22 protein-coding genes are annotated in these 26,798 nt (G+C 66.3%); 19 read left to right on the forward strand and 3 right to left on the reverse strand.

The genetic code is table 11. The features are described 5' to 3' along the window. The first annotated feature begins 163 nt into the window (after positions 1-163). From rpmE to prmC, 3 genes are all read left to right on the forward strand, one after another. The gene (gene rpmE / locus JS533_RS05850) at positions 164-376 is read left to right on the forward strand and encodes a 50S ribosomal protein L31 (RefSeq protein WP_033495260.1); all 213 of its coding nucleotides are present in this window, start codon (positions 164-166) and stop codon (positions 374-376) included. 375 nt (positions 377-751) lie between these two features. Continuing rightward, the gene (prfA, locus tag JS533_RS05855) at positions 752-1,840 is read left to right on the forward strand and encodes a peptide chain release factor 1 (protein ID WP_241513512.1); all 1,089 of its coding nucleotides are present in this window, start codon (positions 752-754) and stop codon (positions 1,838-1,840) included. A 195-nt stretch (positions 1,841-2,035) separates the two neighbouring features. Next, a complete protein-coding gene (prmC, locus tag JS533_RS05860) occupies positions 2,036-2,932 on the forward strand; it encodes a peptide chain release factor N(5)-glutamine methyltransferase (RefSeq protein WP_241513513.1) in 897 nt (298 codons plus the stop codon). Positions 2,933-3,002: 70 nt separating this feature from the next. Here the strand turns inward: prmC and JS533_RS05865 are convergent, their stop codons facing one another. Further along, the gene (locus tag JS533_RS05865) at positions 3,003-3,674 is read right to left on the reverse strand and encodes a sugar O-acetyltransferase (protein ID WP_241513514.1); all 672 of its coding nucleotides are present in this window, start codon (positions 3,672-3,674) and stop codon (positions 3,003-3,005) included. Positions 3,675-4,033: 359 nt separating this feature from the next. Here JS533_RS05865 and JS533_RS05870 point away from each other — a divergent pair, with 359 nt between their 5' ends. The 7 genes from JS533_RS05870 (at position 4,034) to JS533_RS05900 (ending at position 13,065) form a co-directional block, all read left to right on the forward strand. Further along, entirely contained in the window at positions 4,034-4,693 is a 660-nt protein-coding gene (locus tag JS533_RS05870; RefSeq protein WP_241513515.1) for an L-threonylcarbamoyladenylate synthase, read from the forward strand. Beyond that, positions 4,690-5,850, forward strand: a complete 1,161-nt coding sequence (locus JS533_RS05875) for an MraY family glycosyltransferase (RefSeq protein WP_241513516.1) — start codon at positions 4,690-4,692, stop codon at positions 5,848-5,850. Before JS533_RS05870 ends, JS533_RS05875 begins: the two co-directional genes overlap by 4 nt. Positions 5,851-5,932: 82 nt before the next feature. Beyond that, positions 5,933-7,483, forward strand: coding sequence for an IMP dehydrogenase (gene guaB / locus JS533_RS05880; RefSeq protein WP_241513517.1), 1,551 nt, complete (start codon positions 5,933-5,935; stop codon positions 7,481-7,483). A gap of 163 nt (positions 7,484-7,646) precedes the next feature. Next, positions 7,647-8,294 carry an oligoribonuclease gene (orn, locus tag JS533_RS05885; protein ID WP_241513518.1) on the forward strand — a complete coding sequence of 216 codons (648 nt, stop codon included), beginning with the start codon at positions 7,647-7,649 and terminating at the stop codon, positions 8,292-8,294. Positions 8,295-8,358: 64 nt separating this feature from the next. Next, on the forward strand, positions 8,359-9,801 hold the full coding sequence (locus JS533_RS05890; RefSeq protein ID WP_241513519.1) for a DEAD/DEAH box helicase: 1,443 nt from the start codon (positions 8,359-8,361) through the stop codon (positions 9,799-9,801). 39 nt (positions 9,802-9,840) lie between these two features. Beyond that, positions 9,841-11,646: a proline--tRNA ligase gene (locus JS533_RS05895; protein WP_241513520.1), complete on the forward strand. Its 1,806-nt coding sequence runs from the start codon at positions 9,841-9,843 to the stop codon at positions 11,644-11,646. A gap of 180 nt (positions 11,647-11,826) precedes the next feature. Then, positions 11,827-13,065, forward strand: coding sequence for a hypothetical protein (locus JS533_RS05900; RefSeq protein WP_241513521.1), 1,239 nt, complete (start codon positions 11,827-11,829; stop codon positions 13,063-13,065). 125 nt (positions 13,066-13,190) lie between these two features. Here the strand turns inward: JS533_RS05900 and JS533_RS05905 are convergent, their stop codons facing one another. Next, positions 13,191-14,453, reverse strand: a complete 1,263-nt coding sequence (locus tag JS533_RS05905; protein WP_241513522.1) for a LacI family DNA-binding transcriptional regulator — start codon at positions 14,451-14,453, stop codon at positions 13,191-13,193. Positions 14,454-14,582: 129 nt separating this feature from the next. Between JS533_RS05905 and JS533_RS05910 the strand changes: the two genes are divergently transcribed. The 5 genes from JS533_RS05910 (at position 14,583) to JS533_RS05930 (ending at position 19,084) form a co-directional block, all read left to right on the forward strand. Beyond that, positions 14,583-15,578, forward strand: coding sequence for an AEC family transporter (locus JS533_RS05910; RefSeq protein WP_241513523.1), 996 nt, complete (start codon positions 14,583-14,585; stop codon positions 15,576-15,578). Positions 15,579-15,643: 65 nt separating this feature from the next. Then, entirely contained in the window at positions 15,644-17,377 is a 1,734-nt protein-coding gene (locus tag JS533_RS05915) for a GH39 family glycosyl hydrolase (RefSeq protein WP_241513524.1), read from the forward strand. Positions 17,378-17,691: 314 nt separating this feature from the next. Then, positions 17,692-18,435: a single-stranded DNA-binding protein gene (locus JS533_RS05920; protein WP_241513525.1), complete on the forward strand. Its 744-nt coding sequence runs from the start codon at positions 17,692-17,694 to the stop codon at positions 18,433-18,435. A 54-nt stretch (positions 18,436-18,489) separates the two neighbouring features. Continuing rightward, positions 18,490-18,783 (forward strand): type II toxin-antitoxin system RelE/ParE family toxin, encoded by a 294-nt coding sequence (locus JS533_RS05925; protein ID WP_241513526.1) that lies wholly within the window; start codon positions 18,490-18,492, stop codon positions 18,781-18,783. Further along, complete coding sequence (locus tag JS533_RS05930) at positions 18,755-19,084, forward strand: HigA family addiction module antitoxin (RefSeq protein WP_241513527.1); 330 nt, start codon at positions 18,755-18,757, stop codon at positions 19,082-19,084. The genes JS533_RS05925 and JS533_RS05930 overlap by 29 nt, the downstream gene beginning before the upstream one ends. Before the next feature lie 302 nt (positions 19,085-19,386). Here JS533_RS05930 and JS533_RS05935 read toward each other — a convergent pair whose 3' ends face one another. Next, positions 19,387-21,474: a M13 family metallopeptidase gene (locus tag JS533_RS05935; protein ID WP_420838626.1), complete on the reverse strand. Its 2,088-nt coding sequence runs from the start codon at positions 21,472-21,474 to the stop codon at positions 19,387-19,389. 178 nt (positions 21,475-21,652) lie between these two features. On the opposite strand from JS533_RS05935, the gene JS533_RS05940 reads away from it, so the two are divergent. The 4 genes from JS533_RS05940 to JS533_RS05955 all read left to right on the forward strand — a co-directional run bounded on the left by JS533_RS05940 (position 21,653) and on the right by JS533_RS05955 (position 26,238). Next, positions 21,653-22,567 (forward strand): HdeD family acid-resistance protein, encoded by a 915-nt coding sequence (locus JS533_RS05940; RefSeq protein ID WP_241513529.1) that lies wholly within the window; start codon positions 21,653-21,655, stop codon positions 22,565-22,567. 24 nt (positions 22,568-22,591) lie between these two features. Continuing rightward, positions 22,592-23,374 (forward strand): type I methionyl aminopeptidase, encoded by a 783-nt coding sequence (map, locus tag JS533_RS05945; RefSeq protein WP_033495239.1) that lies wholly within the window; start codon positions 22,592-22,594, stop codon positions 23,372-23,374. A 169-nt stretch (positions 23,375-23,543) separates the two neighbouring features. Further along, positions 23,544-24,836: a citrate synthase gene (locus JS533_RS05950; protein WP_241513530.1), complete on the forward strand. Its 1,293-nt coding sequence runs from the start codon at positions 23,544-23,546 to the stop codon at positions 24,834-24,836. A 226-nt stretch (positions 24,837-25,062) separates the two neighbouring features. Next, positions 25,063-26,238, forward strand: a complete 1,176-nt coding sequence (locus JS533_RS05955; RefSeq protein ID WP_241513531.1) for a glutathione S-transferase C-terminal domain-containing protein — start codon at positions 25,063-25,065, stop codon at positions 26,236-26,238. The last annotated feature ends 560 nt before the right edge of the window (positions 26,239-26,798 follow it).

Raw genomic sequence — 26,798 nt, forward strand, 5'->3', positions numbered from 1 at the left:
GTCCTTCGACGGGATTGATCCGCCGGGCCGATATGGGCAATGTAAGCGGCGGGTCTCCCTGCTGGTATCGTCCACCCCCGCGCGTATATTCCCATAGGTTCCGGTTCACGTCGGCCATAGGGGCGCGACGACCCGGGTCCCCCGAATCCTTAGGAGACACACCATGAAGCAGGGAATCCATCCCGATTACCATGCCGTCGAAGTCCTGTGCTCGTGCGGCAACACCTTCGTCACCCGTTCCACCTACAAGGGCGACCACATGACGGTCGACGTCTGCTCGCAGTGCCACCCGTTCTACACCGGCAAGCAGAAGATCATGGACACCGGTGGCCGCGTCGCTCGCTTCGAGCGTCGCTACGGCAAGAAGGCCAAGTAGCTTCTTCAACGCCAGTCCGTGCGGTCCGGCGTCGCCTCGGCGACCCGCAATCCGCCCGCGGACTGGCGTTTTTGTATCCCTCCGCGTACGGTTTCGCGGGAGCATCCGCAAAATCGTACGCATGCAGCTCTTTCCCGTACGGTTTGGCAGACAGTTACGCGAAACCGTACGCCAAGCGTCCCTTTCTGTACGGTTTCGCGGGAACATCCGCAGAAACGTACATACATCGGCTCTCTCTGTACGGTATTGCCGACGTCTTCCGCAAAACCGTACATATGGCACATCCATCCGTACGATATTGCCGAGGTTTCCGCACAATCGTACGCATGACGTGACCGATCCAGCTTGAACCACATCGTAAGCGAAGGAAGTTCCATGGCAGACGAACAGTTCCCCGCCGCGCAGACCGCGCTCGAGGAATATCACGACCTCGAAGCGAAGATGGCGGACCCGTCGGTCGCATCCGACCCCGAGAAAATCCGCAAGCTGGGCCGTCGCCACGCCGAACTCGGCGGCATCGTGTCCGCATACAAGACCTACCTGCAGATCCGCGACGACCTCGAGGCCGCCCGCGAAATGGCCGGCGAGGACGAGGACTTCGCCGCGGAGGCCAAGCGGCTCGAAGCCGAGCTGCCGGCCGCCGAGGAGAAACTGCGCACCGCGCTCATCCCGAGGGATCCGGACGACGCGCGCGACACGATCATGGAGATCAAGGCCGGCACCGGCGGCGAGGAGGCGGCCCTGTTCGCCGGCGACCTGCTGCGCATGTACACGCGCTACGCGGAAAAGCGCGGCTGGACCGTCACCGTGCAGTCCGAGAACACCACCGAGCTCGGCGGCGTCAAGGACGTGCAGATCGCCATCCGCGCCAAGGGCACGCCCGCGCCGGAGGACGGCGTGTGGGCGAGCCTCAAGTACGAGGGCGGCGTGCACCGCGTCCAGCGCATCCCCGTCACCGAATCGCAGGGCCGCATCCAGACCTCCGCGGCCGGCGTGATCGTCTTCCCCGAAGCCGACGAGGACGACGACGAGATCGAAATCGATCCGAAGGACCTCAAGATCGACATCTTCATGAGCTCCGGCCCCGGCGGCCAGTCGGTCAACACCACGTACTCCGCGGTGCGCATGACCCACATCCCCACCGGCATCACCGTGAACATGCAGGACGAGAAGTCGCAGATCCAGAACCGCGCGGCCGCGCTGCGCGTGCTCAAGTCGCGACTGCTCGCCATGAAGCACGAGCAGGAGGCCGCCGAGGCCGCCGACATGCGCCATTCGCAGGTGCGCTCGCTCGACCGTTCCGAGCGCATCCGCACGTACAACTTCCCGGAGAACCGCATCGTCGACCACCGCACCAACTACAAGGCGTACAACCTCGACGCGGTGCTCAACGGCGACCTGCAGGCCGTGATCGACTCCGACATCCAGGCTGACGAGGCCGAACGCCTCGCCAACCAGAAGTAGTGCTCGTTAATCAGCGAAGTACGTGACTGGAATGAGCTACGTAGTGTGACCGGGATGGGCCGGGGCATACGACGCTCGACACGCTCCGGGCCGCTCGGCCAAGTCATACGGTCGAGCATCGCATGCCCCGGCCCATCCCTCGTTGCGTACGTATGTTGCGCGGGTTGTAGCCGGAATGTAAGAGTGGATGTGTGCATGACGACTGTTGTTGATGTGATTCTGGACGCGGCGGCCACGTTGCGCGAGGCGGGAGTGGATACGCCCGAGCATGATGCGAAGCTGCTGTTGGCGGAGGCCCGCGGACGCGAGCTGCGCGACGTGGACAAGGCGATGCTGATGGGCGACGAATGGGGGCCCGACGCGGATGCCGACGCTCGTTTCGCCGGCATGATCGCGCGGCGGGCGAAGCGCGAGCCGCTGCAGTACATCGTCGGGCACGCGCCGTTCCGTTATCTCGACCTTGAGGTCGGGCCGGGCGTGTTCATTCCACGTCCGGAGACCGAAACCGTGGTGCAGGCCGGGATCGACTGGCTGACGCGCAACCGCATCGCGACCCCGCGCGTGGTCGACCTGTGCGCCGGCTCCGGCGCGATCGGCCTGTCGGTGGTCACCGAAGTGCGCGGCGCGCAGGTGTGGGCCGTGGAGCTTTCGCCGGACGCCTACCGGTGGACCGAACGCAACCGCGAGCTGGTCGCCCGGAAGGACCCGCTGGCCGGCTACAACTACACGCTCGAACAGGGGGATGCGACCAGCCCGCTCACCCTGCCGCAGCTCGACGGCACGATCGACCTGGTCATCACGAACCCGCCGTACGTGCCGCTGTCGGAGATCCCCGAACAGCCCGAGGTGCGCGACCATGATCCCGACCTCGCCCTGTACGGCGGTTCGGCGGACGGCGTGCTCATCCCCGAGCGGATCATTGAACGCGCGGCGAAGCTGCTGCGTCCCGGCGGAGCGCTCGTCATGGAGCACGACATCTCGCAGGGGGACAGGCTCGTCGCCTTCGCGCGTGCCAACGGCTTCGCCGAGGCCCATACGGAGAACGATTGGACCGGCCGGCCCCGCTATCTCTTCGCCGAGCGATACACGTAAGGGAGATAGCTTATTGAGAATGGCTTAATTCCGCCATTCTCAATAAGCTATCTCCCTTACGTGTAGCGGCCTATCGCGCATACTCCTGATACACGGACGCATCCGCGTCGCTGATCGTGCGCACGACGCGCGCGGGATTGCCCACGGCCACCGAATTGGCCGGAATGTCCTTGACGACCACCGAACCGGCGCCGATCACGCAGCCGTCGCCGATGGTCACGCCGCCGATCACGGTCACGTTGCCGCCGAACCAGCAGTTCGAGCCGATCACGATCGGCTTGCCGTACTCGTAGTCGTAGAACGAGCCGTCGGCGCCGCGGCGCACGTTGCGGTCCTGCCAGCGGATCGGGTGCATCGGCGGCAGGAGCGACACGTTGGGGCCGAACAGCACGTCGTCGCCGATCGTCACCGGCGCGCAGTCGAGGCATGTGAAGTTGAAGTTCATGAACACGCGGTCGCCGATCGTGGTGTGGCAGCCGTAGTCGAAGAACACCGGGCCCATGACGGCCAGGTTCTCGCCGTGGTTCGGCAGCAGTTCGTCGAGCACCGCGGCGCGGGTGGCGTGGTCGCCGCGCGGCAGCGAGTTGAACCTGGTGCACAGGTCTCCGGCCTTCTCCCGCAGGGCGACGAGCTGCGGGTCCTCGGGGTTGTAGAGGTTGCCGGCGAGCATCTCCTCGCGTTCGGAGGCGCGCGGCCGGCGCAGTTCGACGGGTGGGATGGGGGATGACGCGTTGCCGGTCATGTGGGGCTCCTTTGCGGTGGTTGGACGTGCGGTTGGGGATGAATACGATAGCAGTATACCTATGTGTACGAACGTACATATTAGGTCGTCGCGCAGACGCGCAGACGCGCAGACGCGCAGACGCGCAGACGTCGGACGCCGGACGTCACGATGTCGCACGTCATGACGTGACGCGGGGCGCGTCGTGACGCGGCGCACGACGTCACGTCACGTGCCGTGTGACGGGAGCGCGGCTGCGTTGCGCTCAGGCCGCCTTGGAACGCGGGACGGGATAAGGCCGGGAGCGCCCCATGATCGGGCCGCGATTGCCGGTCGGGGCGCAATGGTGCAATTATGGGGTTGAAACGTCAGGAGGAAGCATGAGCGCGGTATGCACGGTAACCGATGAGTCGCTGGACGAGGCGCGGCGGATCATAGCCGCCGGCGGACTGGTCGTGATCCCGACCGATACGGTGTACGGCGTGGCCTGCGACCCGCGCAACGAGGCCGCCATCGCCAAGGTGTACGAGGCCAAGCGCCGCCCGCGGTTCAAGGCCCTGCAGGTGCTGCTCGCCAACGTCGACCAGCTCGACGAACTCGGCCTCGACCTGCCCGCGCCGCTCAACCGGCTCGCCGCGCAGTTCATGCCCGGCGCGTTCTCGCCCATCGCCGTGTCCCGCGAGGACTGCGATCTGAAAACCCTCAACCCGACCCCGCAGGGCTCCAAAACGCAGGGCATCCGTATTCCCAACTCGGCGGTCACGCTGCGCGTGCTCAACGCGCTCGGCCCGCTTGCCGCCTCGAGCGCGAACCGCTCCGGCGAGGAAAGCGCGCAGACCGTCGAGGAGGCCCGCGCCGCGCTCGGCGACATCGTGGACCTCTATCTTGACGGCGGCCCCACGCAGGGTCATGTCGCCAGCACCGTCGTCGCCGCGAACCCGCTGTCGCGCGACGGCATCGACATCCTGCGCGAAGGCGTGATCCCGCAGTTGGTGATCCGCCGCGCGTTGCACATGAACGGCGGAGGGCTCGGCGCATGAGGGTCTACCTGTTCGTGGCCGCCGTCGCCGGCGGCATCACCTGGCTGCTCACCCCGCTCATCCGTCACGTGGCCATCCATATCGGCGCGGTCGGCAAGGTCCGCGCGCGAGACGTGCACACCATCCCCACCCCGCGCATGGGCGGCCTTGGCATGCTGTGCGGCTTCCTCGGCGCGATGCTGTTCGCCAGCCGCATGCCGTTCCTCGGCGGCCTGTTCCGGTCCGGCCATCAGGCGTGGGTCGTGATGCTCGGCGCGATCTCGATATGCCTGATCGGCATGGCCGACGACCTGTGGGACCTCGATTGGATGCTCAAGATGTCCGGCCAGCTGCTGACCGCCGTGTTCGTCGCGTGGGGCGGCCTGCAGATCATCTCGCTGCCGCTCGGATCGCTCGTCACGGCCAGTCCGAGCATTTCGATCACGATCACCGCGTTCCTGATCGTCGCGTCGATCAATGCGGTCAACTTCGTCGACGGTCTGGACGGACTCGCGTCCGGCATCGTCGCGATCGGCGGCATCGCGTTCGCCGTCTACTCGTACATCCTCGCGCGCAACTCGCCGTCGTACGCGTCGATGGCCACGCTCATCGACGTGGCGATGGTCGGCATCTGCGTCGGCTTCATCCTGCACAACTGGCATCCGGCGAAACTGTTCATGGGCGACTCCGGCTCCATGCTGCTCGGCTATCTGATCACGTGCGCGTCGATCATCATGACCGGCCGGCTCGACCCGGCCTCCATCCACGCGAGCATCTACCTGCCGGTGTTCATGCCGATCCTGCTGCCGATCCTCGTGCTGTTCCTGCCCGTGCTCGACATGTGCATGGCGATCGTGCGCAGGCTCGCGAAAGGCCAGTCGCCGATGCACCCGGACCGCATGCACCTGCACCACCGCATGCTCAGGATCGGGCACAGCGTACAGGGCGCGGTGCTGATCCTGTGGGGCTGGGCCGCGCTCATCGCGTTCGGATCGCTGATGATCCTGTTCTTCCGCGCACGCTACGTGGCGATCGGCATGGCCGTGGCCGTGGTATTGCTGTCGCTGGCGACGATGTACCCGTATCTCAAGCACCGGATCCCCGAGATCCGTGAGGAGAACGCGCTCGAACGCGCGCAGCACGCCAGCGGCGGCATGACGAAGGGCGGGAAGGACTGACCGGGCGCCGGCGCATGCGCCGGCCGACGGTTCATAGCACGGGGGCGTGTCCTGTGTCAACGCACGTTCATATAGTGGGTCTATGGCTTTAATTCCTGACATGAATTCAGCAACCAATTACGCCCCTCTCCCGCCTATTTTCGCCCAGCTCGGACTCGCGTACGACGACGTCCTGCTGCTGCCGAACGAGACGGACGTGATCCCGTCCGAAGTGGACACCACCACTCACCTGACCCGTGAGATCACCATGAAGGTCCCGGCCATCTCCGCGGCCATGGACACCGTCACCGAATCCGAAATGGCCATCGCCATGGCCCGCAACGGCGGCATCGGCGTGCTCCACCGCAACCTGTCCATCGACGACCAGGCCGCCCAGGTCGACGTCGTCAAGCGCTCCGAGTCGGGCATGATCACCGACCCGCTGACCGTCAACCCGGACGTCACGCTGGCCGACCTCGACAAGCTGTGCGGCAAGTTCCACATCTCCGGCCTGCCGGTCGTGGACAAGGACAACAAGCTCGTCGGCATCATCACCAACCGCGACATGCGCTTCATCGCCTCCGAGGACTACGACCACCTCAAGGTCCGCGACGTGATGACCAAGGAGAACCTGGTCACCGGTCCGTCCAACATCTCCAAGGAGGACGCGCACCGCCTGCTCGCCCAGCACAAGGTCGAGAAGCTGCCGCTCGTCGACAACGAGGGCCACCTGACCGGCCTGATCACCGTCAAGGACTTCGTCAAGACCGAGCAGTACCCGGACGCCACCAAGGACGGCCAGGGCCGTCTGCGCGTGGCCGCCGGCGTCGGCTTCCTCGGCGACGCCTGGCAGCGCGCCTCCGCCCTGATGGAGGCAGGCGTCGACGTGCTCGTCGTCGACACCGCGAACGGCGAGGCCCGCCTTGCGCTCGACATGATCCGCCGCATCAAGAACGATCCGGCCTTCCGCGACGTGCAGGTCATCGGCGGCAACATCGCCACCCGCTCCGGCGCGCAGGCCATGATCGACGCGGGCGTCGACGCCGTCAAGGTCGGCGTGGGCCCCGGCTCCATCTGCACCACCCGCGTGGTCGCCGGCGTCGGCGTCCCGCAGCTCACCGCCGTGTACGAAGCCGCCCAGGCCTGCAAGGCCGCCGGCGTCCCGTGCATCGCCGACGGTGGCATCCACTACTCCGGCGACATCGCCAAGGCCCTCGTGGCCGGCGCGTCCTCGGTCATGCTCGGCGGCGCGCTCGCCGGCTGCGAGGAGGCCCCGGGCGAGAAGGTGCTCCTGCACGGCAAGCAGTACAAGCTGTACCGCGGCATGGGCTCGCTGGGCGCGATGGCCCCGCGCGGCAAGAAGTCCTACTCCAAGGACCGCTACTTCCAGGCCGACGTCACCAGCAACGACAAGGTCGTGCCGGAAGGCGTCGAGGGCGAGGTTCCGTACCGCGGACCGCTGAACGCCGTGCTGTACCAGATGATCGGCGGCCTGCACCAGTCGATGTTCTACATCGGCGCGCACAACATCCCCGAGATGAGCGAGAAGGGCCGCTTCATCCGCATCACCGACGCCGGCCTGCGCGAATCGCACCCGCACGACATCGTGATGACCGCGGAGGCCCCGAACTACTCCGGCTTCCACAACAACTGATCGGTGTGACTGACCGGTGTGACTGACCGGTCGGTCTGATCCGACCGGTCGACCGGCAACGGCTCTCCCGCCCATTCTCGGCGGGGGAGCCGTTTTTGTATCGCCGCCGCGGTAGCCTGTACTGTTCGATACAGGGATACGACGTGACGAAAGGCGGCCCGACATGGTGGATGCACATGATGCGGAAACGTACAGCGCGAAGGATTCGCGACTGATCTGGATCGATTGCGAGATGACCGGACTCGACATCTTCGGCGGCGACGAGCTCGTCGAGGTGTCCGTCGTGCCCACCGACTTCGACCTCAACGTGCTCGACGAGGGCGTCGACTACGTCATCAAGCCGAGCGACAAGGCAGTGGCGCACATGAACGACTTCGTGCGCAACATGCACACCCGCTCCGGCCTCATCAACGAGTGGGAGCACGGCCTGAGCCTCGCCGAAGCGGAAGCCAAGGTCACCGAGTACGTGGCCCGCTTCACCCCCGACGGCGTGCGCCCGCTGCTCGCCGGCAATACGATCGGCTCCGACAAGAAGTTCCTCGACCACTACATGCCGAACCTCATGAGCCACCTGCACTACCGCAGCATCGACGTGAGCACGTTCAAGGAGCTCGCCCGCCGCTGGTATCCGGCCGTGTACGAGAACCGCCCGCCGAAGAACGGCGGCCACCGCGCGCTCGCCGACATCATCGAATCGCTCGACGAACTGCGCTACTACCGCGAGGCCGTCATGGCCCCCGCCCCCGGCCCGGACGAGGCGACGGCCAAGCGCATCGCCGCCGACATCGTCGCGACCAGCATCAACAAATGATCAACAAGTAACCAACAAGTGACCCGGACGATCCGGCACACGGCAGGCAGGCGGTAATCGGCACATGCGGCAAAGCGAAGCCTTGGCGATCCTGAACGCCGGCGCGAACGTGTTCCTCACGGGCGCTCCCGGCGCGGGCAAGACGTACGTGCTCAACGAGTTCGTCACGTCTGCGCGTAAGGCGGGCGCGCACGTCGCGGTCACCGCGTCCACCGGCATCGCCGCGACGCACGTCAACGGCCAGACGATCCACTCGTGGAGCGGCGTGGGCGTGTCCACGGCGCTGACGACCAGCCTGCTCAAGCTCATCCGCACGCGTCGCCGGCGCAAGATCCAGGACACCGACATCCTCATCATCGACGAGGTGTCGATGATGCACGCGTGGCTGTTCGATATGGTCGATCAGGTCTGCCGCGACGTGCGCCGCGACCCGCGGCCGTTCGGCGGCCTGCAGGTCGTGCTGTCCGGCGATTTCTTCCAGCTGCCGCCGGTGAGCGTCTCCGGCCGCAACCGCGACCTGATCGCCCCGCCGCCGGAGTATGTCGCCGCGCGCGAACGCTACGCGAAGGCCGGGCTCAATCCGGAAGGATTCGTCACCGAATCGCTGGTCTGGAACGAGCTGAACCCGACGATCTGCTATCTGACCGAGCAGCACCGCCAGGACACCGGTTCGCTGCTCACCGTGCTCACCGACATTCGCGAGGGCTGCGTCGACCAAAAGGACCACGACGTGCTCGCCGCACGGCTGGGACTTGCGCCCGCGCCCGGCGAGGTGGCCGTGCACCTGTTCCCGGTTAACCGGCAGGCCGACGGGCTCAACGACCTGCGACTCGCGCAGATCGGCGCGGAGGAGCACACGTTCCACGCCGAGGAGGCGGGGCCTGCGACCATGGTCGACCGGCTCAAGAAGAACATGCTCGCGCCGGAGACGCTGGTCCTGAAGACCGGCGCGGCCGTGATGGCGCTGCGCAACGACGCCGACCGGCAGTACGTGAACGGCTCGCTCGGCACGGTGCGCGGGTTCGCGCCCGAAGCGAAGGGCGGATGGCCGATCGTCGAGTTCGAGAACGGCAACATCGTCACGTTGAAGCCCGCATCGTGGGAGATGACGGACGGCGAGACGGTGCTCGCGTCGGTCAACCAGGTGCCGTTGCGCTGCGCGTGGGCGATCACGATCCACAAGTCGCAGGGCATGACGCTGGACCGTGCGGTGATGGATTTGAAGCGAACGTTCGCGCCCGGCATGGGTTACGTCGCGCTTTCGCGCGTCGAGTCGATGGACGGACTGTACTTGGCCGGCGTGAGCGAGCGCATGTTCTACGTCTCGCCCGACGCGGTGATGCTCGACGGCGATCTGCGCGCCGCTTCCGACGATGCGGCGATGCGGCTGGACGCGGAGGGTCCGGACGCGTTCGACCCGCGGCTGACGGCCGCCGCGGCCGCTGGCGGTGCCAGAGCCGCCGGCGCGGGCGCCGATCCCGAATTCGAGCAGGCCGAACTGTTCTGACGCCGTACGGTGTCGGCTTGATTGAGTACCTTGGAACGCATGAGTTCCAAAGCACTTCGTATGTCTACCCTGTTCCTGCGCACGCTGCGCGAGGACCCCGCCGACGCGGACGTCGATTCCGCGAAACTGCTCCAGCGCGCCGGATACATCCGCAAGGCCGCGCCGGGCATCTGGACGTGGCTGCCGCTCGGCCTGCGCGTCCTGAACAAGATCGAGGAGATCATCCGCGAGGAGATGAACGGCATCGGCGCTCAGGAGGTGCACTTCCCGGCGCTGCTGCCGCGCGAACCGTACGAGGCCACCCACCGCTGGGAGGAGTACGGCGACAACATCTTCCGTCTCAAGGACCGTCATCAGGCCGACTATCTGCTCGCGCCGACGCACGAGGAGATGTTCACGCTGCTGGTCAAGGACATGTACTCGTCGTACAAGGACCTGCCGGTCGTGCTCTACCAGATCCAGACCAAGTACCGTGACGAGTTCCGTCCGCGCGCGGGCCTGATCCGCGGCCGTGAGTTCGTGATGAAGGACGCCTACTCGTTCAACGTGGACGAGGAGGGCATGCGCAAGGCGTACATGGACGAGCGCGGCGCGTACGAGCGCGTGTTCCAGCGCATCGGCCTCAAGTACGTGCCGGTGTTCGCGATGTCCGGCCCGATGGGCGGCTCCGCGTCCGAGGAGTTCCTCGCCCCGATGCCGATCGGCGAGGACACGTTCGCGCTGGCCCCGTCCGGCAAGGCGTGGAACGTCGAGGCGCTGCACACGCCCGAACTGCCCGAGATCGACGCGTCGAACACCCCGGCCGCCACCAAGGAGCCGACCCCGGACGCGAAGACCATCGACAAGATGATCGAGCGCGCCAACGCCGACCATCCGCGCGCCGACGGCCGCTCCTGGGAGGCCTCCGACATCCTCAAGAACGTGGTCATCGCCGTCAAGCATCCGGAGGACGCGGATCACGACGAGCCGTGGCGCGAGCTGATCGTCGTCGGCGTGCCGGGCGACCGCACGGTCGACATGAAGCGTCTCGAGGCGCAGTTCGCGCCCGCGGAGCTCGAGGAGGCCACCGAAGAGGACCTCAAGCAGCATCCGGAACTCGTGCCGGGCTACATCGGCCCGATGGTGCTCGGCCCGCAGGCCGAGGCCGCCGGCGTCAAGGAGCCGCTGCGCTACTTCGTGGACGCGCACGTCGTCAAGGGTTCCGCATGGTTCACCGGCGCCGACGAGTTCGAGGTCGACTACTACGACCTCGTCTACGGCCGTGACTTCAAGGCCGACGGCGTGGTGGAGGCCGTCGAGGTCCGCCACGGCGACATGAGCCCGGACGGCTCCGGCCCGCTGAGCTTCGAGCGCGGCGTGGAGATCGGCCAGGTCTTCCAGCTCGGTCTCAAGTACTCCAAGGCGCTCGACCTGAAGGTCCTCGACCAGAACGGCAAGACCGTGCCGGTGTGGATGGGCTGCTACGGCATCGGCGTGTCCCGCGTGCTCGCGTGCGTCGCCGAAACGCATCACGACGAGAAGGGCCTCGCCTGGCCGGCCGTGATCGCCCCGGCGCAGGTGCATGTCGTGGCCACCGGCAAGGACGAGGCCGCGTTCGACGCCGCCGAGAAGCTGGTCGACGAGCTTGAGGCGCGCGGCGTCGAGGTCATCTACGACGACCGCAAGAAGGTCTCCCCGGGCGTCAAGTTCAAGGACGCCGAGCTCATCGGCGTGCCGCTGATCGCCGTCGCCGGCCGCGACACGGTCAACAACGGCACGATCGAGGTGCGCGACCGCAACGGCGAGAACTCGGTCGCCGTGCCGGTCGAGGACGCCGTCGCCGCGATCGTCGACCGTCTGGCCTGATCGCAGTCGTTTGCAATCCTTGCGATCCTGACCCGGATCGGATAACGGATCCGATAGCGGAGCCCCTCCCCAAACGGAGGGGCTCCGCTCGTTATCGGAGAAAAATCGGCATACGGCAGTCCGCACGGCCGGTGATGGCGTAGTCTTGAATACGGTTGCATGAATATGAAAGGACCCATCATGGCCAACGAAGACAAGATGAACGCCGACGACGTCGTGGCGGAGGCGGAAAGCATCGTGCACGCCGCAGACCAGGCGAATGCCGCGAACGCCGCGAACGACGCCGACGACAACAAGCCGCGCATCATCGGCTGGTTCTACGCGTTCGACGCGGACAACGATCCCAAAGACTCCGATCAGCTGGTCTGGGTGTCGCTCGAACAGCCGAAGGGCGGCGAACGCGAGATCAGCATCCACGCCGGCGACCTCATCAAGCAGCATGCGGAGAACCGGCAGCTGCTGCTCGCCGACGTCAAGCTGCTCGGCCAGGCGCTCGCCGAACACGACGATCCGAACGCCAAGGACATCACGTTCCGCCGCTATGCGTTCTCCTGCACCGAAACGCTGCCCGAGCACGTCATGCCGGTGGCCCGGTTCACCGCCGAATTCAGCGCCAGCGAGGAGGGGGTGAGCGTCTCCCACCGCTGCGCGATCAACAGCCAGCTCAAGGCGGAGGTGCTGACCGGCGCCAAGCGGCTCGTCGACGGCGTGGCGGAGCATCTGCCCGACCTGTTCGGCCAGCTCGAGGAGGCCGAGCGCAACGCGGCCGCCGAAGCGCAGGCCGCGACGGTCGAGACGTCCGATGCCGACGCGACGTCCTCCGTCGACGCGATCACCGACATCGCCTCGATCGCGGCCGACATGGCAGCCATCGGCGGCGAGGACGCGGCCGGACGCAACGGCGGCGGCGCCGGCGGCAACGGGGCCCGTGAGTCGAAGGTGTTCGGCTACTTCTACGCGTACGACATGAACGTGACCGTCGACGATCCCGGCGCGATCGCGAAGATCGGCGTCGACGAACCGGACGCCGACGGCAAGACGAAACTCGAGTTCTCGTTGTCCTCGTTCGTCACCGACAACGTCGACAACTGCGGCGCGCTGCTCGCGTTCGTCTCCCAGCTGTACGACGTGCTGCCCAAGTCCAAGGAGAACGGCAGCGTCTACCGCCGCTACGCGTTCACGACCCGGCCCGAACCGCCGCAGAACACGCTGCCGCTCGGCCGCATCGTCGTCGAACTCGAGAACGGCAAGCCGGTCGGCTCGCATTGCGAGACGCCGGGCGACGAGAAGCTGCACGACGATCTGATCGGCGCGGCGCACATCGTCGAGGCGTTCGGCCCGTACATGCGCCAGGTCTTCGACCAGAAGCGCGGCAAGCAGGGCGGCGACGAGTCTGCGTCCAACGGCGGCGACGACTGATCCGACTGGTTCGGAACGTCCGGTTTCTGTTTCGGCGGTCCGTTTCGGCACGTCCCGGCGACGGGCGTGACCGAAACGGACCGCCGTCGCGTATCGGGGCGTGCGGACCGCGCGGGCCGCGTCGCTCAGCGAGATGATTCGCGCGCGATAAGATGGTACGGGATCGTCTCGTGCATCGTCTCGGGCGGGGGAGCGCCGGCCGAGCGGGCCTCGATGAGCGAGACCAGTCGCGCGACGACGGTCGCGACCATCGCCGGCACGTCCATGGCGACCGTGCTGAGCGACGGCACGGCGTAGGCGTCGATCGCGAGCCCGTCGAAGCCGATCACGCGCACGTCGTCGGGCGCGCGCACGCCGCGTTCCGCGAACGCCCGCAGCGCGCCGAGCGCGACCGTGTCGGTCAGACACAGCACGCCGACGGGGGACGTCGTTGCGGTCGGAGCTGCCGGAGTGTCCGGGACGTTAGCGGCGTCCGGGACGTCGGCGCCCGCGGTTCCGGTCGCGTCGTGCGGTCGCGTCGCGAGTCGTGCCGCGAGCGTGGATCCTGCCGCATGGCCGCCTTCCAGCGTCCAGTCGCAGGGGATGCGGTGATCGGCGTCGATCTGCACGCCGTGACATGCAAGCGCGTCGGCGATCGCGGCGAATCGGCGCGGGCCGAAGCCGGTGGGATTCGGCGCGGCGGTGACGTGAGTCGAATCATCCGACCTGTTCTGGGCCGTCGCATCCGCAAGCTGAGCAGTCCGATCGGGCCAGTCTTCCGGCGCGCCGAGCACGTAGAACTCGCGGCAGCCGCGCTCCCACAGATGTTCCGCCGCCGCGGCCGCGCCGGGCGCGCATGCGGTGTCCATCGAATCGACGGCACGGAAGGCCGATCCGTCGCCGATCACCAGCGCCGGCCGGCCGTGCGCGTGGGCGAGCACCTGCGCTTCGGTGATGTTCGGCGCGTCGAGGATGACGCCGTCGTAGATCAGCCCGCGCTCCGTGCGCAGCACGCGCATCTCCGCGCTGCCCGAGCGCTCCGACTGGCGGACCGCCACCTGATAGCCGCGTGCGGTCGCCTCCTGCGCGAGATACTTGGCCAGACTGGCGTGGAACGGCACTTCGAAGTCGTCGATGACGATCTGGATGATGCCGCTGCGCCGATTGCGCAGCATCGTCGCCGCCGCGTTGGCCTGATAGCCCATACGTTGCGCGGTTTCCTTGATCTTCCGCCGATTCGCCTCGCTGACCTTGGGGCGGTCACGCAGCGCGTTCGACACGGTCATCTGCGAGAAGCCGGTCGCGCGGGCCACGTCGGCCAGCGTGACGACGTGGTTCGGATCGTCTGGTTCGGTACGGGCCGGCGCGGCGGCATCGGCGTCATTCTGGCTGGACTGCATGGATTCCATCTTAGAAAGCGGCTCCTTGCGGCGGGCTTGGCGGCTGCTGGCGTGTCGTCTGCCGCGGGGTGCGATAATCATATTGGTTTAAGGTTAAACCTAACCATGAATCCGGTGAAGGGGAAACGGGGAGATGCCATGGATCAGCTGCTCAAACCGGCGACGTTCCTGCTGATCATCCTGTTCGGCTACGCGCTCAAGCGCTGCGGCCTGTTCAAACCGCGCGACTATCGCATCATGCAGGTCGTCGTGTTCGACTGCACGCTGCCGGCCGCGATCGTCGTCTCGTTCGCCGAGAATCCGCACAACGCAAGCCTGCTGTGGGTCGCGCTGTTCGGCTTCCTCGCCGCGTTCCTGCCGGTCCCGTTCGTCTACTGGGCCACGCGTCGCCGTCCCGTCGCCGACCGCGCGTTCCTCATGCTCAACACATCCGGCTACAACATCGGCAACTTCTGCTTCCCGCTCCTGCATGCGTTCTACGGATCCGGAGCGATCGTGATCGGCGCGATGATGGACATCGGCAACGCGATCATGACCACGGCCGGCGGCAACGTCATGACCACGACGTTGCTGCGCATCGACCCGTCGCGTCCGCTCACCGAACAGCGCACGGACGGGCCGGTCGGCTGCCTCGCGCCGCCGGCCGCGGCCGACCGTCGACGTGCCCTGCGCGCGCGGCTGACGTCGATCGCGCTCGGCTTCCTCAAGTCCGGTCCGTTCGACATGTACATGATCATGACGATCGTCGTGCTGTTCAACCTGCCGATACCGCACCTGATACCGGACGTGCTCGGGCCGGTCGCCGACGCGAACCCGTTCTGCTCGATGCTCATGGTCGGCATGCTCATGGAACTGCCCGCGACCCGCAACGACGTGCGCGACGTGGCGCTGGTGATCGGCTGGCGACTGCCGTGCAGCGTGCTGTTCGCGCTCGCCGCATGGTTCCTGCTGCCGCTCGACGCGACCACGCGGCAGGCCGTTGCGCTTATGTGCTTCGCGCCGACCGCCGTGTTCTGCACGCTGTTCACCGACCGCGTGCTCGGCAACGCGCGTCTCGCCGGCTTCACCCTCGCCGCCACCAGCTTCATCGCCATGTTCGCCATGACCGGCCTGCACGCGGTGATCGCGGGGTGACTGACTTTTTCAATCAACATCAGCCAGCGTCAACCAATATCGACCAACGCAACAAGGAGCGATCAATGAACGACATCTGCCGGCTCGACGTCGACGCGACGCGCGCGGCCGGACCGCTGGGCCACGACTGGCGGTTCATCGGCTACGACGAATGCAACTACACGTACCTGCCCGAAGGCAGACGGCTGCTCGGCCGGTTCGGCGGGCTGCCGGACGCGCCGTACTGGGTGCGCACGCACTTCATGTTCTGCTCGGGTAACTGCTACGGCAGCCCCAAATTCGGCTCGACCAACATCTACGCGGAGGACGCGGACGGCAATCCGGTCTACGACTTCACGCACTACGACATGATCCTCGACGCGATCGTCGAATCCGGCAACAAGCCGTTCGTCGAGCTCGGATTCATGCCCGAGGCGCTCGCCGATCCGAAGTACCGCGACCAGCCCCGCCTGCCGTGGGTCGACCTGTATCATGCGAACGGCTGGACGTATCCGCCCAAGAGCTGGGAGAAGTGGCATGCGTTCATCGCCGCGCTCGCCGAGCACCTCAAGGAGCGCTACGGCGAGACGGAACTCGGCACGTGGTACTTCGAACTGTGGAACGAGCCGGACATCGGGTACTGGGCCGGCGGCGACGACGGCTACTGCACGCTGTACGACCACACGGAGGACGCGCTGCATACGGTCCTGCCGGGCGCGCGACTGTCCGGCCCGGCCGTCACCGGCGTGTTCGACGACGGCAGCGGACGCCGGCTGCTGCAGACGTTCCTGAAGCACTGCCGCGAAGGTGCGAACGCATGCACCGGCGGCACGGGAGCGCGGCTCGACTTCGTCACCTTCCATGTCAAGGGCGCGCACTTCCCCGGCGGCCGGCCGAACGCGGACAAGGCCGTGCCGAGCGTCGGCAACCTGGTGCACCAGGTCGAACGGGGGCTCGACATTGTTGCGGCGGAAGGATTCGGCGATCGGCATGTGGTGCTGTCCGAAGCCGATCCGGACACGTGGGCGGCCGGCAACATCGCCGACAATGCCAACATGCGATTCCGCAACACCGAATACTACGCGTCCTACGTGGCCGCGGCATACGATCGCATCCGCGTGCTGGGCGAGAAACGCGGCATCGCCGTCTCGCCGCTCGCGTGGGCGTTCATGTTCCCGCAGGAGGAGTGCTTCGCCGGCACCCGCTCGTTCAGCACTCAGGACATCGACAAGCCCGTGTTCAACGCGTTCCGCATGTTCTCACGGCTCGGCGGCGAACGGCTCGCGGCGGGCGGCGGCATCGCTCCGGACGTCGAACTCGAGCGTTCGATCGACGAGGCGTACGGCAAGGGCACGCCGCAGCGGTACACCGGCGAAGGCGCGCAGACGGTGATCGGCTGCGTGGCGACGGTTGGCGGGTGCGGCGGCGGGTGCGGCGTTGCGTCGGGGTGCGATGCACGCGATGATCGTGACGGCCATCGTGCGGTGCAGGTGCTCGTCTACTCGCACTGCGACGACATCGACGTCGAGGAATCGCATGACGTCGAAGTGCGCGTGACCGGTCTGCGTCCGGGAACGTATCGGCTGACGCACTACCGTCTCGACGCGACGCACTCGAACGCGTACGCGCGTTGGGTCACGGAAGGCCGGCCGGCGTATCCGCAAGGCGAACGGTACGACGCGATCCGTGCGGCCGGTTCGCTCGAGCGACTGGACGACGACCATGATGTCGCGGTTTCGGCCGACGGCACCCCGCTTGCGCTGCGCTTCGCCCTGCCGACCCACGCGCTCTCGCTGCTCCTGCTCGACCCGATCGACTGATCGCGTTTCGACGTGCGAGGGCGAGGGTCGAACGATTGCCGTGGATAAGTCGGCGGGTTGTCCACATGGAGTTATCCACAACACGCCGAGAGGTCGAGTCTGCGTCCACAGTCCCCGTTTTCCCTATGGTGATTGCGATCGATCGTGCATAGTGGTGTCACCGCGTGGATCACGGCGCTGGCTGACGACGAAGGCCCTTTCTCTCAACCTCGCATCTCCACCTCCATCCAAGGGCAAGTCCCATGCCCCGTGGTTCACGCGGTCCAACTTCGCCGGCGACCGTGCCGGCGTCAGCGCCGAAGAAAGGACCGATCATGGCACTGCAGCAGGGACTCGTCACCATCACCGGCCGCGTAGGCAGCACGCCGCAGGGCTTCGGGCACAGCAGCCCGCCCACGATCTGCACGTTCCGCCTCGGCTGCACGCGCGGCTACTACGACGCGAACCGGCAGTGGAGATCCACGCCGACCACATGGATCACCGTCAAAACGTTCCGCGCGCTCGCCGCCAACGTGATCTCCTCCGTGCGCACGGGCCAGCCGGTGATCGTCGTCGGCGTGCTCGCCACCGAGGAATGGACCGCGGAGAACGGCGACAAACGATCTCGCACCGTGCTCGAGGCCAGCAATGTGGGCCACGACCTCAACTACGGCACCACGTATCTGAACCAGCCGCGGCGCGATGCGGCGGGGGCCGGTCAGGGCGGCGATGGCGGCGGCGCTGGCGGCGTCGGATCGAATAACGCCGGTCCGGCGGGCGCGAATGGCGCTTTCGCGGCCGGCAACGCATCCCTGTCGTCGGCGATCGGCAACGACCCGTTCCTCCCGAATGCCGGCATGCCGCCGAATTCGCCCGCAACCGGTGGTGTTGCGCCGAACGCCGCGGATTATCGGCCCGTCGAGATAGTCAGCGAACCGGCCGATGCCTCCGCCGGAGAACCGCGCCCGGCGCAGGCCGCCACTCCGGACGGGCCGCCCGCGTCCGACCAATCCCCATCCGGAGGCATCCCGCCCGTCGACACCCCGCCGCCGGACGAATTCGGCAACGACGAATTCTAACCGGATTGTCCCGTATGCTAACGTGTCGCGATACTAACGGATTGCGGTAGTATTATGTATGTCGTCACGAGAGACCCGGAGCTTGCCGACTTCCTGTACGGCGGTCCGTATCCGCGAGGATATCCGTCCGGATGCGAGCGGCAGCTGGCGCGCCGGCTGCAGATGCTGAAGGCTGCGGGTTCGCTGCGTGATCTCGCGGTGCCGCCGGCCAACAGGCTTGAGAAGCTTTCGGGCGATCTTGCCGGCTGGTGGAGCATCCGCGTCAACCGTCAGTATCGGCTTGTTTTCCGCTGGAATGACGAGGAGCAGGAGGCATACGATGTCTACTTCACCGACTATCACGACTGATCGTGCGGATGCGGCTCGTCCGGGCGCATACCTGAGCACTCCGGGGGAGATCCTCCGGGAGGAGTTCCTTGAACCGCTGCATATCAGCAACTATCGTCTGGCGAAAACCATCGGGGTGTCCGAAACTGCGGTGGGGGAGATCGTCAACGGCAAGCGCCGCATCAGTGTGGCGATGGCGTACCGTTTGGGCAAGGCGTTCGGCACCACTCCCGAATTCTGGATGAACCTGCAGCGGGACTGGGATGTGTTCACGTTCGATCCCAGCGGAATCGGCGATATCAAGCCGCTGGTCGGGGTGTAACGGCGGGGTGGCATGTTCGGAAGAACGGGCTTTGTGGCGTGATGCGTGCGTCGGCTGAGCGGCGTTCGCTTGGTTTCGGAATCGCGTTGCGCGCGATGCTGTGAAGCTGGCGGCTTTTGGCCGCGAAGCTCCCCCACCCGGCTTCGCCGGGAGCCCCCTCAGTGAGGGGGCCGAGGCTCCGCCAGCTTCACTGCCGGTGCTACTTCAGTTGCCGTCGGCTTTACCGCCTGAAGATGTCACACGCGGCGGCATGAGCCGCGCCATGGCAACACAGCATCGCGCGACGCGCGATGCCGCGATCGTCACCAGATGGAGACGCGCTGGGCCGGGTCGAGCCACATGGCGTCGCCCTCGTGCACGCCGAACGCCTTGTAGAACAGGTCGACGTTGCGCACGATGCCGTTGGTGCGGCATTCGGCGGGGGAGTGCGGGTCGATCTGCAGGTACTGCTCGGCCAGCTCGTCGCGGTTCTTGGTGCGCCAGATCGACGCGTAGCTCAGGAAGAAGCGCTGCAGGCCGGTGAAGCCGTCCATGACCGGCGCGGTCGCCAGCGAAGCCTCGATCGCCTCCGGCGAGCCGTCCTTCGGGCGGCCGGCCGCATCGTCGAGCGCGAACGCATACGCCTTGAGCGCGATGTTCACGCCGCCCAGATCGCCGATGTTCTCGCCGATTGTCAGCGCGCCGTTGACGTGCGGGGCGCGGCCCGGCTCGTCGGCGTACTTCTCGGCCAGCTGCGTCGGCACGAACGCGTTGTACTGCTCGATGAGCGCCTTGGTGCGCTGCTCGAAGTTCGCCTTGTCGTCGGCCGTCCACCAGTCGTTGAGCACGCCGTCGCCGTCGTACTGGGCGCCCTGGTCGTCGAAGCCGTGGCCGATCTCGTGGCCGATCACCGCGCCGATGCCGCCGTAGTTGGCCGCGTCGTCGGCCGCCGGGTTGAAGAACGGCGGCTGCAGGATCGCGGCCGGGAACACGATCACGTTCATGCTCGGCTCGTAGTAGGCGTTCACGGTCTGCGGGTTCATCAGCCATTCGCCCTTGTCGACCGGCTTGCCGGCCTTGGCCAGCTGATAGCCGGATTCGTAGAGCGAGGCGGCCTTCATGTTGGCCGCGAGTCCCGCGTCGGCATGCACGTCGAGCGCCGTGTAGTCGCGCCAGTGCTCGGTGTAGCCGATCATCGGCATGAACTTGGAGAGCTTCTCGAGCGCCTTGCCGCGCGTCTCGGCGCCCAGCCACGTGCTGTTCGTGATCGAGACGCGGTACGCGTCGATCAGGTTCGCGACGAGCTGCTCCATGCGCTGCTTGGAGCTTTCGGGGAAGTGGCGGCGCACGTACTCGCGGCCGACGTCCTCGCCGCAGATGCCGTTGACCAGCGACACCGCGCGCTTCCAGCGGTCGCGCTGCGCCTTCGCGCCGGAGAGCACCTTGCCGTAGAAGTCGAAGTTGGTCGTGTCGAACACGCGCGACAGCATCGAGGCGGCGCCGATGATCACGTGCACGCGCGACCACAGCTTGAGGTCGTCGAGCTCGGCGGACTTCCAGAACGCATCGAGGCCTTCGAGGAAGCTCGGCTCGTGCACGATCGTGCGCCTGAGCACGCCGAGCACGTCGACCGGCTGGGCCGCGGCGGCCGGCGTCGCGTCGTACGCGGCCTGCCATGCCTCGGCCCATGCGGCGATGTCGAAGTCGGCGAGCGTGGCGCTCAGCTGCGCGAAGTCGGTCGGGTTGTAGGTCTTGACCGAGTCGCGCGTGGACACGTTGTCCCAGTGGTGCGCGGCGATGCGCGTCTCGACGTCGAGGAAGCGCTTCGCCTGTTCCTGGGTCGCCTCGAGTTCGCCGTAGCCGGCGTTGCGCAGCTGCTTGGCGACCATGTCGACGTACGCCGCGCGGATCGGCTCGTAGTGGTCCTCGCGATAGTACGCCTCGTCGGGCAGGCCGAGGCCGCCCTGTTCGATGTGCGCGATGTTGGTGGTCGGATCCTTCGGGTCTCCGTAGATGCCGACGCCGAACAGGTCCGGGCCGCCGGTCGGGTTGAGCGAGCCGAGCGTGCGGACGAGCGCGGCCTTGTCCGCGGCGGAGTCGATCGCCTCGAGATCGGCCTTGATCGGGGCGGCGCCGGCCGCTTCGATCGCGTCGACGTCGAGGAAGGAGCGGTAGAGGGCCTGCGACTTGGCGGCCGGGCAGTCGTCGTCTTCGAGGATTTCGCGGATCTGCGACTCGGCGTCTTCGGCGAGCTTGTCGAACGAACCGTAGCGCGCCTTGTCGTCGGGCAGGCGGTACGTGTCGATCCACGGTCCGTTCACGTAACGGAACAGATCGTCGGACGGCTTGATGACGGATGAGAACGATGCCGGATCAAGTCCGGATGTGAGCGTTGTAGTCATGCCGCCCATACTATCTGCGTTCGGTGACGTTGCGGACGGCGTGCGGCCGGTCGTCCGTGCGTACGTATGCGGCGCGTACGGCTGCATCATAACTGGACAGATTGTCGCATTATGCTGATGGTGTGAATTAGACAGTATGTCTAGACTGGTGGTAGTCAGATATCCGTCAGCGAGCGAAGGAGTCAACATGAGCGATCCGAACATCAACGGCGCGAACGGAACCGGCGACGGACAGACCGGCCGTCCCGAATACGGCGCGTACGCGCCGAACGGACAGCCGACCAATCAGGACTACCCGTACGGCGGCAACCCGAACGATCCGAACAGCCAGGCCAATCAGGGCAACCCGTACGGCCAGTACCAGCAGAACCCGTACGGCCAGCCCAACGGCCAGTACCAGCCCAACGGACAGACCGGCAATCCGTACGGACAGCAGAACCAGCTGTACGGCCAGCCGTTCGCCTACCAGCCGTTCGGCCAGGGCCAGTCCGGCGGCCCCGGGCAGAACCAGTACCAGCAGTTCAGCCCGTTCAAGCTCATCGAGGAGATGCTGCCGCAGAAGGCCAAGAACGCGATCCGCGGACTGTACGGCGTGATCGGCGCTGCGGCCGTGATCCTCGGCATCGCGCTGCTCGTCTGGCCCGGCAAGACGCTCACCGTGTTCGCCGTGGCGTTCGGCATCTACTTCATCGTCTCCGGCGTGATCCGCATCGTCGGCGCGCTCGTCACACTCGGCCTGCCGGCCGGCTGGCGCATACTCGACGTGTTCATCGGCATCCTGCTCGCGTTCGGCGGCGTGATCATGCTGAAAAACGCGGCGCTGTCCGGCACGTCGCTCGCCGTGTTTGTCACGCTCATCGTCGGCTTCGGCTGGATCATGGAAGGCGTGATGGCGCTCGCCGAATCGTGGCGGCTGCCCAAGTCCGGCTGGGCCGTGTGCTACGCGATCGTGTCGATCATCGCCGGCATCGCCGTGATCCTCTCCCCGGTCAGCTCGATGGTTTTCCTCGTCATCCTCGGCGGTTGCGCGTTGGTGGTGATGGGCGTCTCCGCGATCGTGCGCGCGTTCACGTTCGGCAAGCCCGCCAAGAACAAGAAGTAGCGCGCGGCGAGTAGGCTGGGCCGCATGATCGAACTGAAAACACCCAAGGAAATCGAGGAGATGAAGCCGGCCGGACGTTTCGTCGGCGGCATTCTCAAGGAACTCGCCGAAACCACTAAGGTCGGCACCAACCTGCTCGAAATCGACGAATTCGTGCACAAGAAGATCGTCGACCGTAAGGGCGCCGAATCCTGCTACGTTAACTACGCGCCCGACTTCGGCACCGGCCCGTTCGCGCACTACATCTGCACCTCCGTCAACGACGCCGTCCTGCACGGCGTCCCGTACGACTACAGCCTCAAGGACGGTGACCTCGTCAGCCTCGACCTCGCGATCAGCGTCGACGGCTGGGTTGCCGACTCGGCCGTCAGCTTCGTGGTCGGCAAGGACAAGGACCCGGAGGACCTGCGCCTCATCAAGTGCACCGAAGAGGCGCTCGCCGCCGCCATCGACGCGGCCAAGCCCGGCAACCGCCTCGGCGACATCTCCAACACGATCGGCGACGTCGCGCGCGAGTACGGCTATCCGATCAACCTCGAATTCGGCGGCCACGGCGTCGGCCACATCATGCACGGCGACCCGCACGTGCCGAACGACGGCCGCGCGCACCACGGCTACAAGCTGCGTGAGGGCTTGGTCATCGCGATCGAACCGTGGTTCCTCAAGACCACCGACGAGATCTACCAGGATCCGAAGGACGGCTGGACGCTGCGCTCCGAAGACGGCTCCCGCGGCGCGCATAGCGAGCACACCATCGCCATCACGGAAAACGGCCCGATCATTTTCACCGACCGCACCAACCTGTGACGATGCAATGATCCGGCGAGATCGACCGGTAAGATTAACCGAACGAACGGCTCCCCAACGCGGGGAGCCGTTCGTCGTTTTTGAGACGCCGACTTGCGCCGAAACACGCATGCCATATAGTGAGCCCTACTTTTGGGCCGATCGGCCCGCACCAATCGAGGGAGCAAGTATGGCAACAGCTCAGCTGAACGTGGATGACAGCAAGTACACTCTGCCGGTCGTCAAGGCCACGGCCGGAGCGGACGGCATCGTGGTCTCCACGCTGCGCAACGACGGCTGGGTCACGCTCGACCCCGGCTTTCTGACCACCGCGCAGTGCGAATCGAAGATCACGTTCATCGACGGCAACAATTCGATCCTGCGCTACCGCGGCTATCCGATCGAGCAGCTGTGCGAAAACTCCGACTTCCTCGAAGTCGCGTGGCTGCTGCGCCACGGCGAACTGCCCAGCCGCGAACAGTACGACAAGTTCGTCTCCGCGATCAACCATCGCACCATGGTCGGCGAGGACTTCCGCACGTTCATGGGCTCGTTCCCGCGCACCGCGCACCCGATGAGCGTGCTCGCGTCCGCGATCAACGCGCTCGCCACGTTCTACCCGGATACCACCGACATCACCGACTCGGACCAGCTCGACGAGGCGGCGATTATCATCATGGCGAAGGTGCGCACGATCGTGTCGTACATCTTCCGCCGCCGTCGCGATGAGCCGATGCTGTACCCGGACTACGCGCGCGGCTACGTTGACGACTTCCTGCGCATGTGCTTCGCTGTGCCGTACGAGCCGTTCGAATCCGACCCGCTGTACGTGCACGCGCTCGGCCGTCTGCTCATCATCCACGCCGACCACGAGCAGAACTGCTCCACGTCGGTCGTGCGCATCGCCGGCTCGGCCCACGCGAACCTGTATTCGGCCGTCGCGGCCGGCGTCAACGCCCTGTCCGGCCCGCTGCACGGCGGCGCGAACGAGGCCGTGCTGCGCCAGCTCAAGGCGATCCGCGACTCCGGCAAAACCGTGCGCGAGTTCGTCGAGGACGCGAAGGCGAACGGCCACCGTATTTCTGGCCTCGGCCACCGCGTGTACAAGTCGTACGATCCGCGCGCGGCGATCGCCAAGACGTATCTGGAGAAGATCATGGAACGCGAGGACACGTCCAAGCTGCCTGCCGACGAGCGTGCGCTGTTCGACGTGGCCACCGAACTCGAAGGCATCGCGCTGAGCGACGACTACTTCGTCTCGCGTCATCTGTATCCGAACGTCGACTTCTACACCGGCCTGATCTACCGCGCGATCGGCTTCGATCCGGCCATGTTCACCACGCTGTTCGCGCTCGGCCGCATCCCCGGCTGGATCGCGCAGTACCGCGAGATGCTCGCCGATCCGAACACGAAGATCGGCCGCCCGCGCCAGGTCTACACCGGCGAGACCGAACGCGACTACGTCCCGCTCGACGAGCGGTGAGTCTGAAACGGCCCGGATCCGCATGATCCGGGCCGTTCCGCGTTTTCGGGGCGTGCATTCATGTGCCGTGGCCGTGCGCCGGCCCCTATCGGGTGACCTTATACGCCGTCACAAGGAACGGCGATAATCGGGCCACCGTGTCGTGAGGCTGCGTCTGGAAAGATGACAACCAACCCGCGCGGGAGGGAACCGCGCAGCCACACCGACACGAACAGGGGAACCCATCATGGCACTGGAACTCAAGGAATCAGCCGTCAGCCTCAGCGCTCCCGCGGCGGACGCATGCGGCGTCCGTCCGGCCCCGCGCCCCGGCCACGACAAGCGCGACCGTCCGATCGAGGAGACGACCGTCGAGCAGACCCCGGACGGCGCGTTCCGCCGCCAGCGCAACGCGTTCACCGTGCGCTTCGGCGACGAGCCCGGACAGGCGCCGGTCGAAGCGGGCCGCTACCACGTGCTCGGCGCGATCGGCTGCGGCTGGAACCGCCGCCAGCGCATCGTGATCCGCCTGCTCGGCCTTGAGCAGGCGTTCGTGCCGGAGGTCGTCTACGGCCGCGACGCGGACGGCTGGAAGCTCACCAAGACGCCGGGCGGTGTGGCCGAACTGTTCGGCTACGACCGGCTCAACGACTTCTACCGCGCCACCGTCGGCGACAAGTTCACCGGCCGCGGCACCTCGCCCACGGTCGTGGACCTCAAGACCGGCAAGGTGGTCACCAACAACTACCACATCCTGAGCAACGATCTGGAGACCGCGTGGGCCCCGTTCCACAAGGAGGGCGCCCCGGACCTGTACCCGCAGGAGCTGCGCGAGGAGATCGACCTGCTCAACCAGCAGATCTTCGACGACGTGAACAACGGCACGTACAAGGTCAACTTCGCCACGTCGCGCGGCGCCGCCGAGGCCGCGTACACCGTCTTCAAGGCCCGTCTGGCCGACTACGACTTCCGTCTCGCCTCCCGCCGCTACCTGTTCGGCGACAAGTACACGGACAGCGACGTGCGCCTGTTCCAGACGCTCGAATCGTTCGAGAACGGCTATCGTCCGGGCTTCATCGACAGCCTCGGCACCGAGGACATCGTGCACGTGTGGGACTACCCGAACCTGTGGGCGTACGCGCGCGACCTGTTCCAGACGCCGGGCTTCATCGACGACGCCGAACTGTTCACGCTCGGCTACACGCCGGACGAGAACGGCGACTATGCGCGCAACCCGTTCACCGACGACGAGGGCCACACTCCGCAGTCCGTCAAGGACGCCCGCAAGGCCGTCTACGAGCAGTGGCTCGAACCGGCCGGCCGCGAGTCGCTCGGCGGATCCCCGCTCTACTCCGGCCCGGGCGGCGGCGGCTCGTTCGAGCTGTGGAAGTTCGGCGCGTACGCCGACTTCTACCAGGGCTGATCGGCTGAATTTATCAGCTGGGCTGATCGAGTAAAGCAAAAGGCCGGACGATTCGTCGTCCGGCCTTTTGGTTTTCACGGCTAGTCGCGTACTTGTTTGCGGCATCGTTCCTCGTTGTGATGCTGCGTCGCTTTCAGACGGATGGCTCGTGCCCGAAGGCTGGGATTGTATGCATCGGTCGGAGGGCGGGGGTCTCCTGGTGGTGTGACACGTGTATGTGTGTGCAAAGGTGGGGCCTGTGGGGGGGGCAGTTTGACGATTGAGAGGCTATTTCAGCCGCGTGCAGAGGTCAGTTTGACGATTGAGAGGCAGGTATCCTCCGAACGATCGCCCACACATACCCCCTAAGTTGCTATAGGGAGCATGTGCGGGCGATGTTTGTCGGGTCGGCAGCCTCTCAATCGTCAAACTGACCTACGCACATTCGAAAAACAGCCTCTCAATCGTCAAACTGTCCCTGCGCGGGGAGCAAACTGGGAGCAAACTGACCCGCAGTTGACTGTTGCGCGTCTAATCGTTACCAGTTCTGCGAGGCCGCGCGCGAGACGCGGGCGAAGCGC

Source organism: Bifidobacterium amazonense (assembly GCF_018555435.2).
GTDB classification, from domain to species: domain Bacteria; phylum Actinomycetota; class Actinomycetes; order Actinomycetales; family Bifidobacteriaceae; genus Bifidobacterium; species Bifidobacterium amazonense.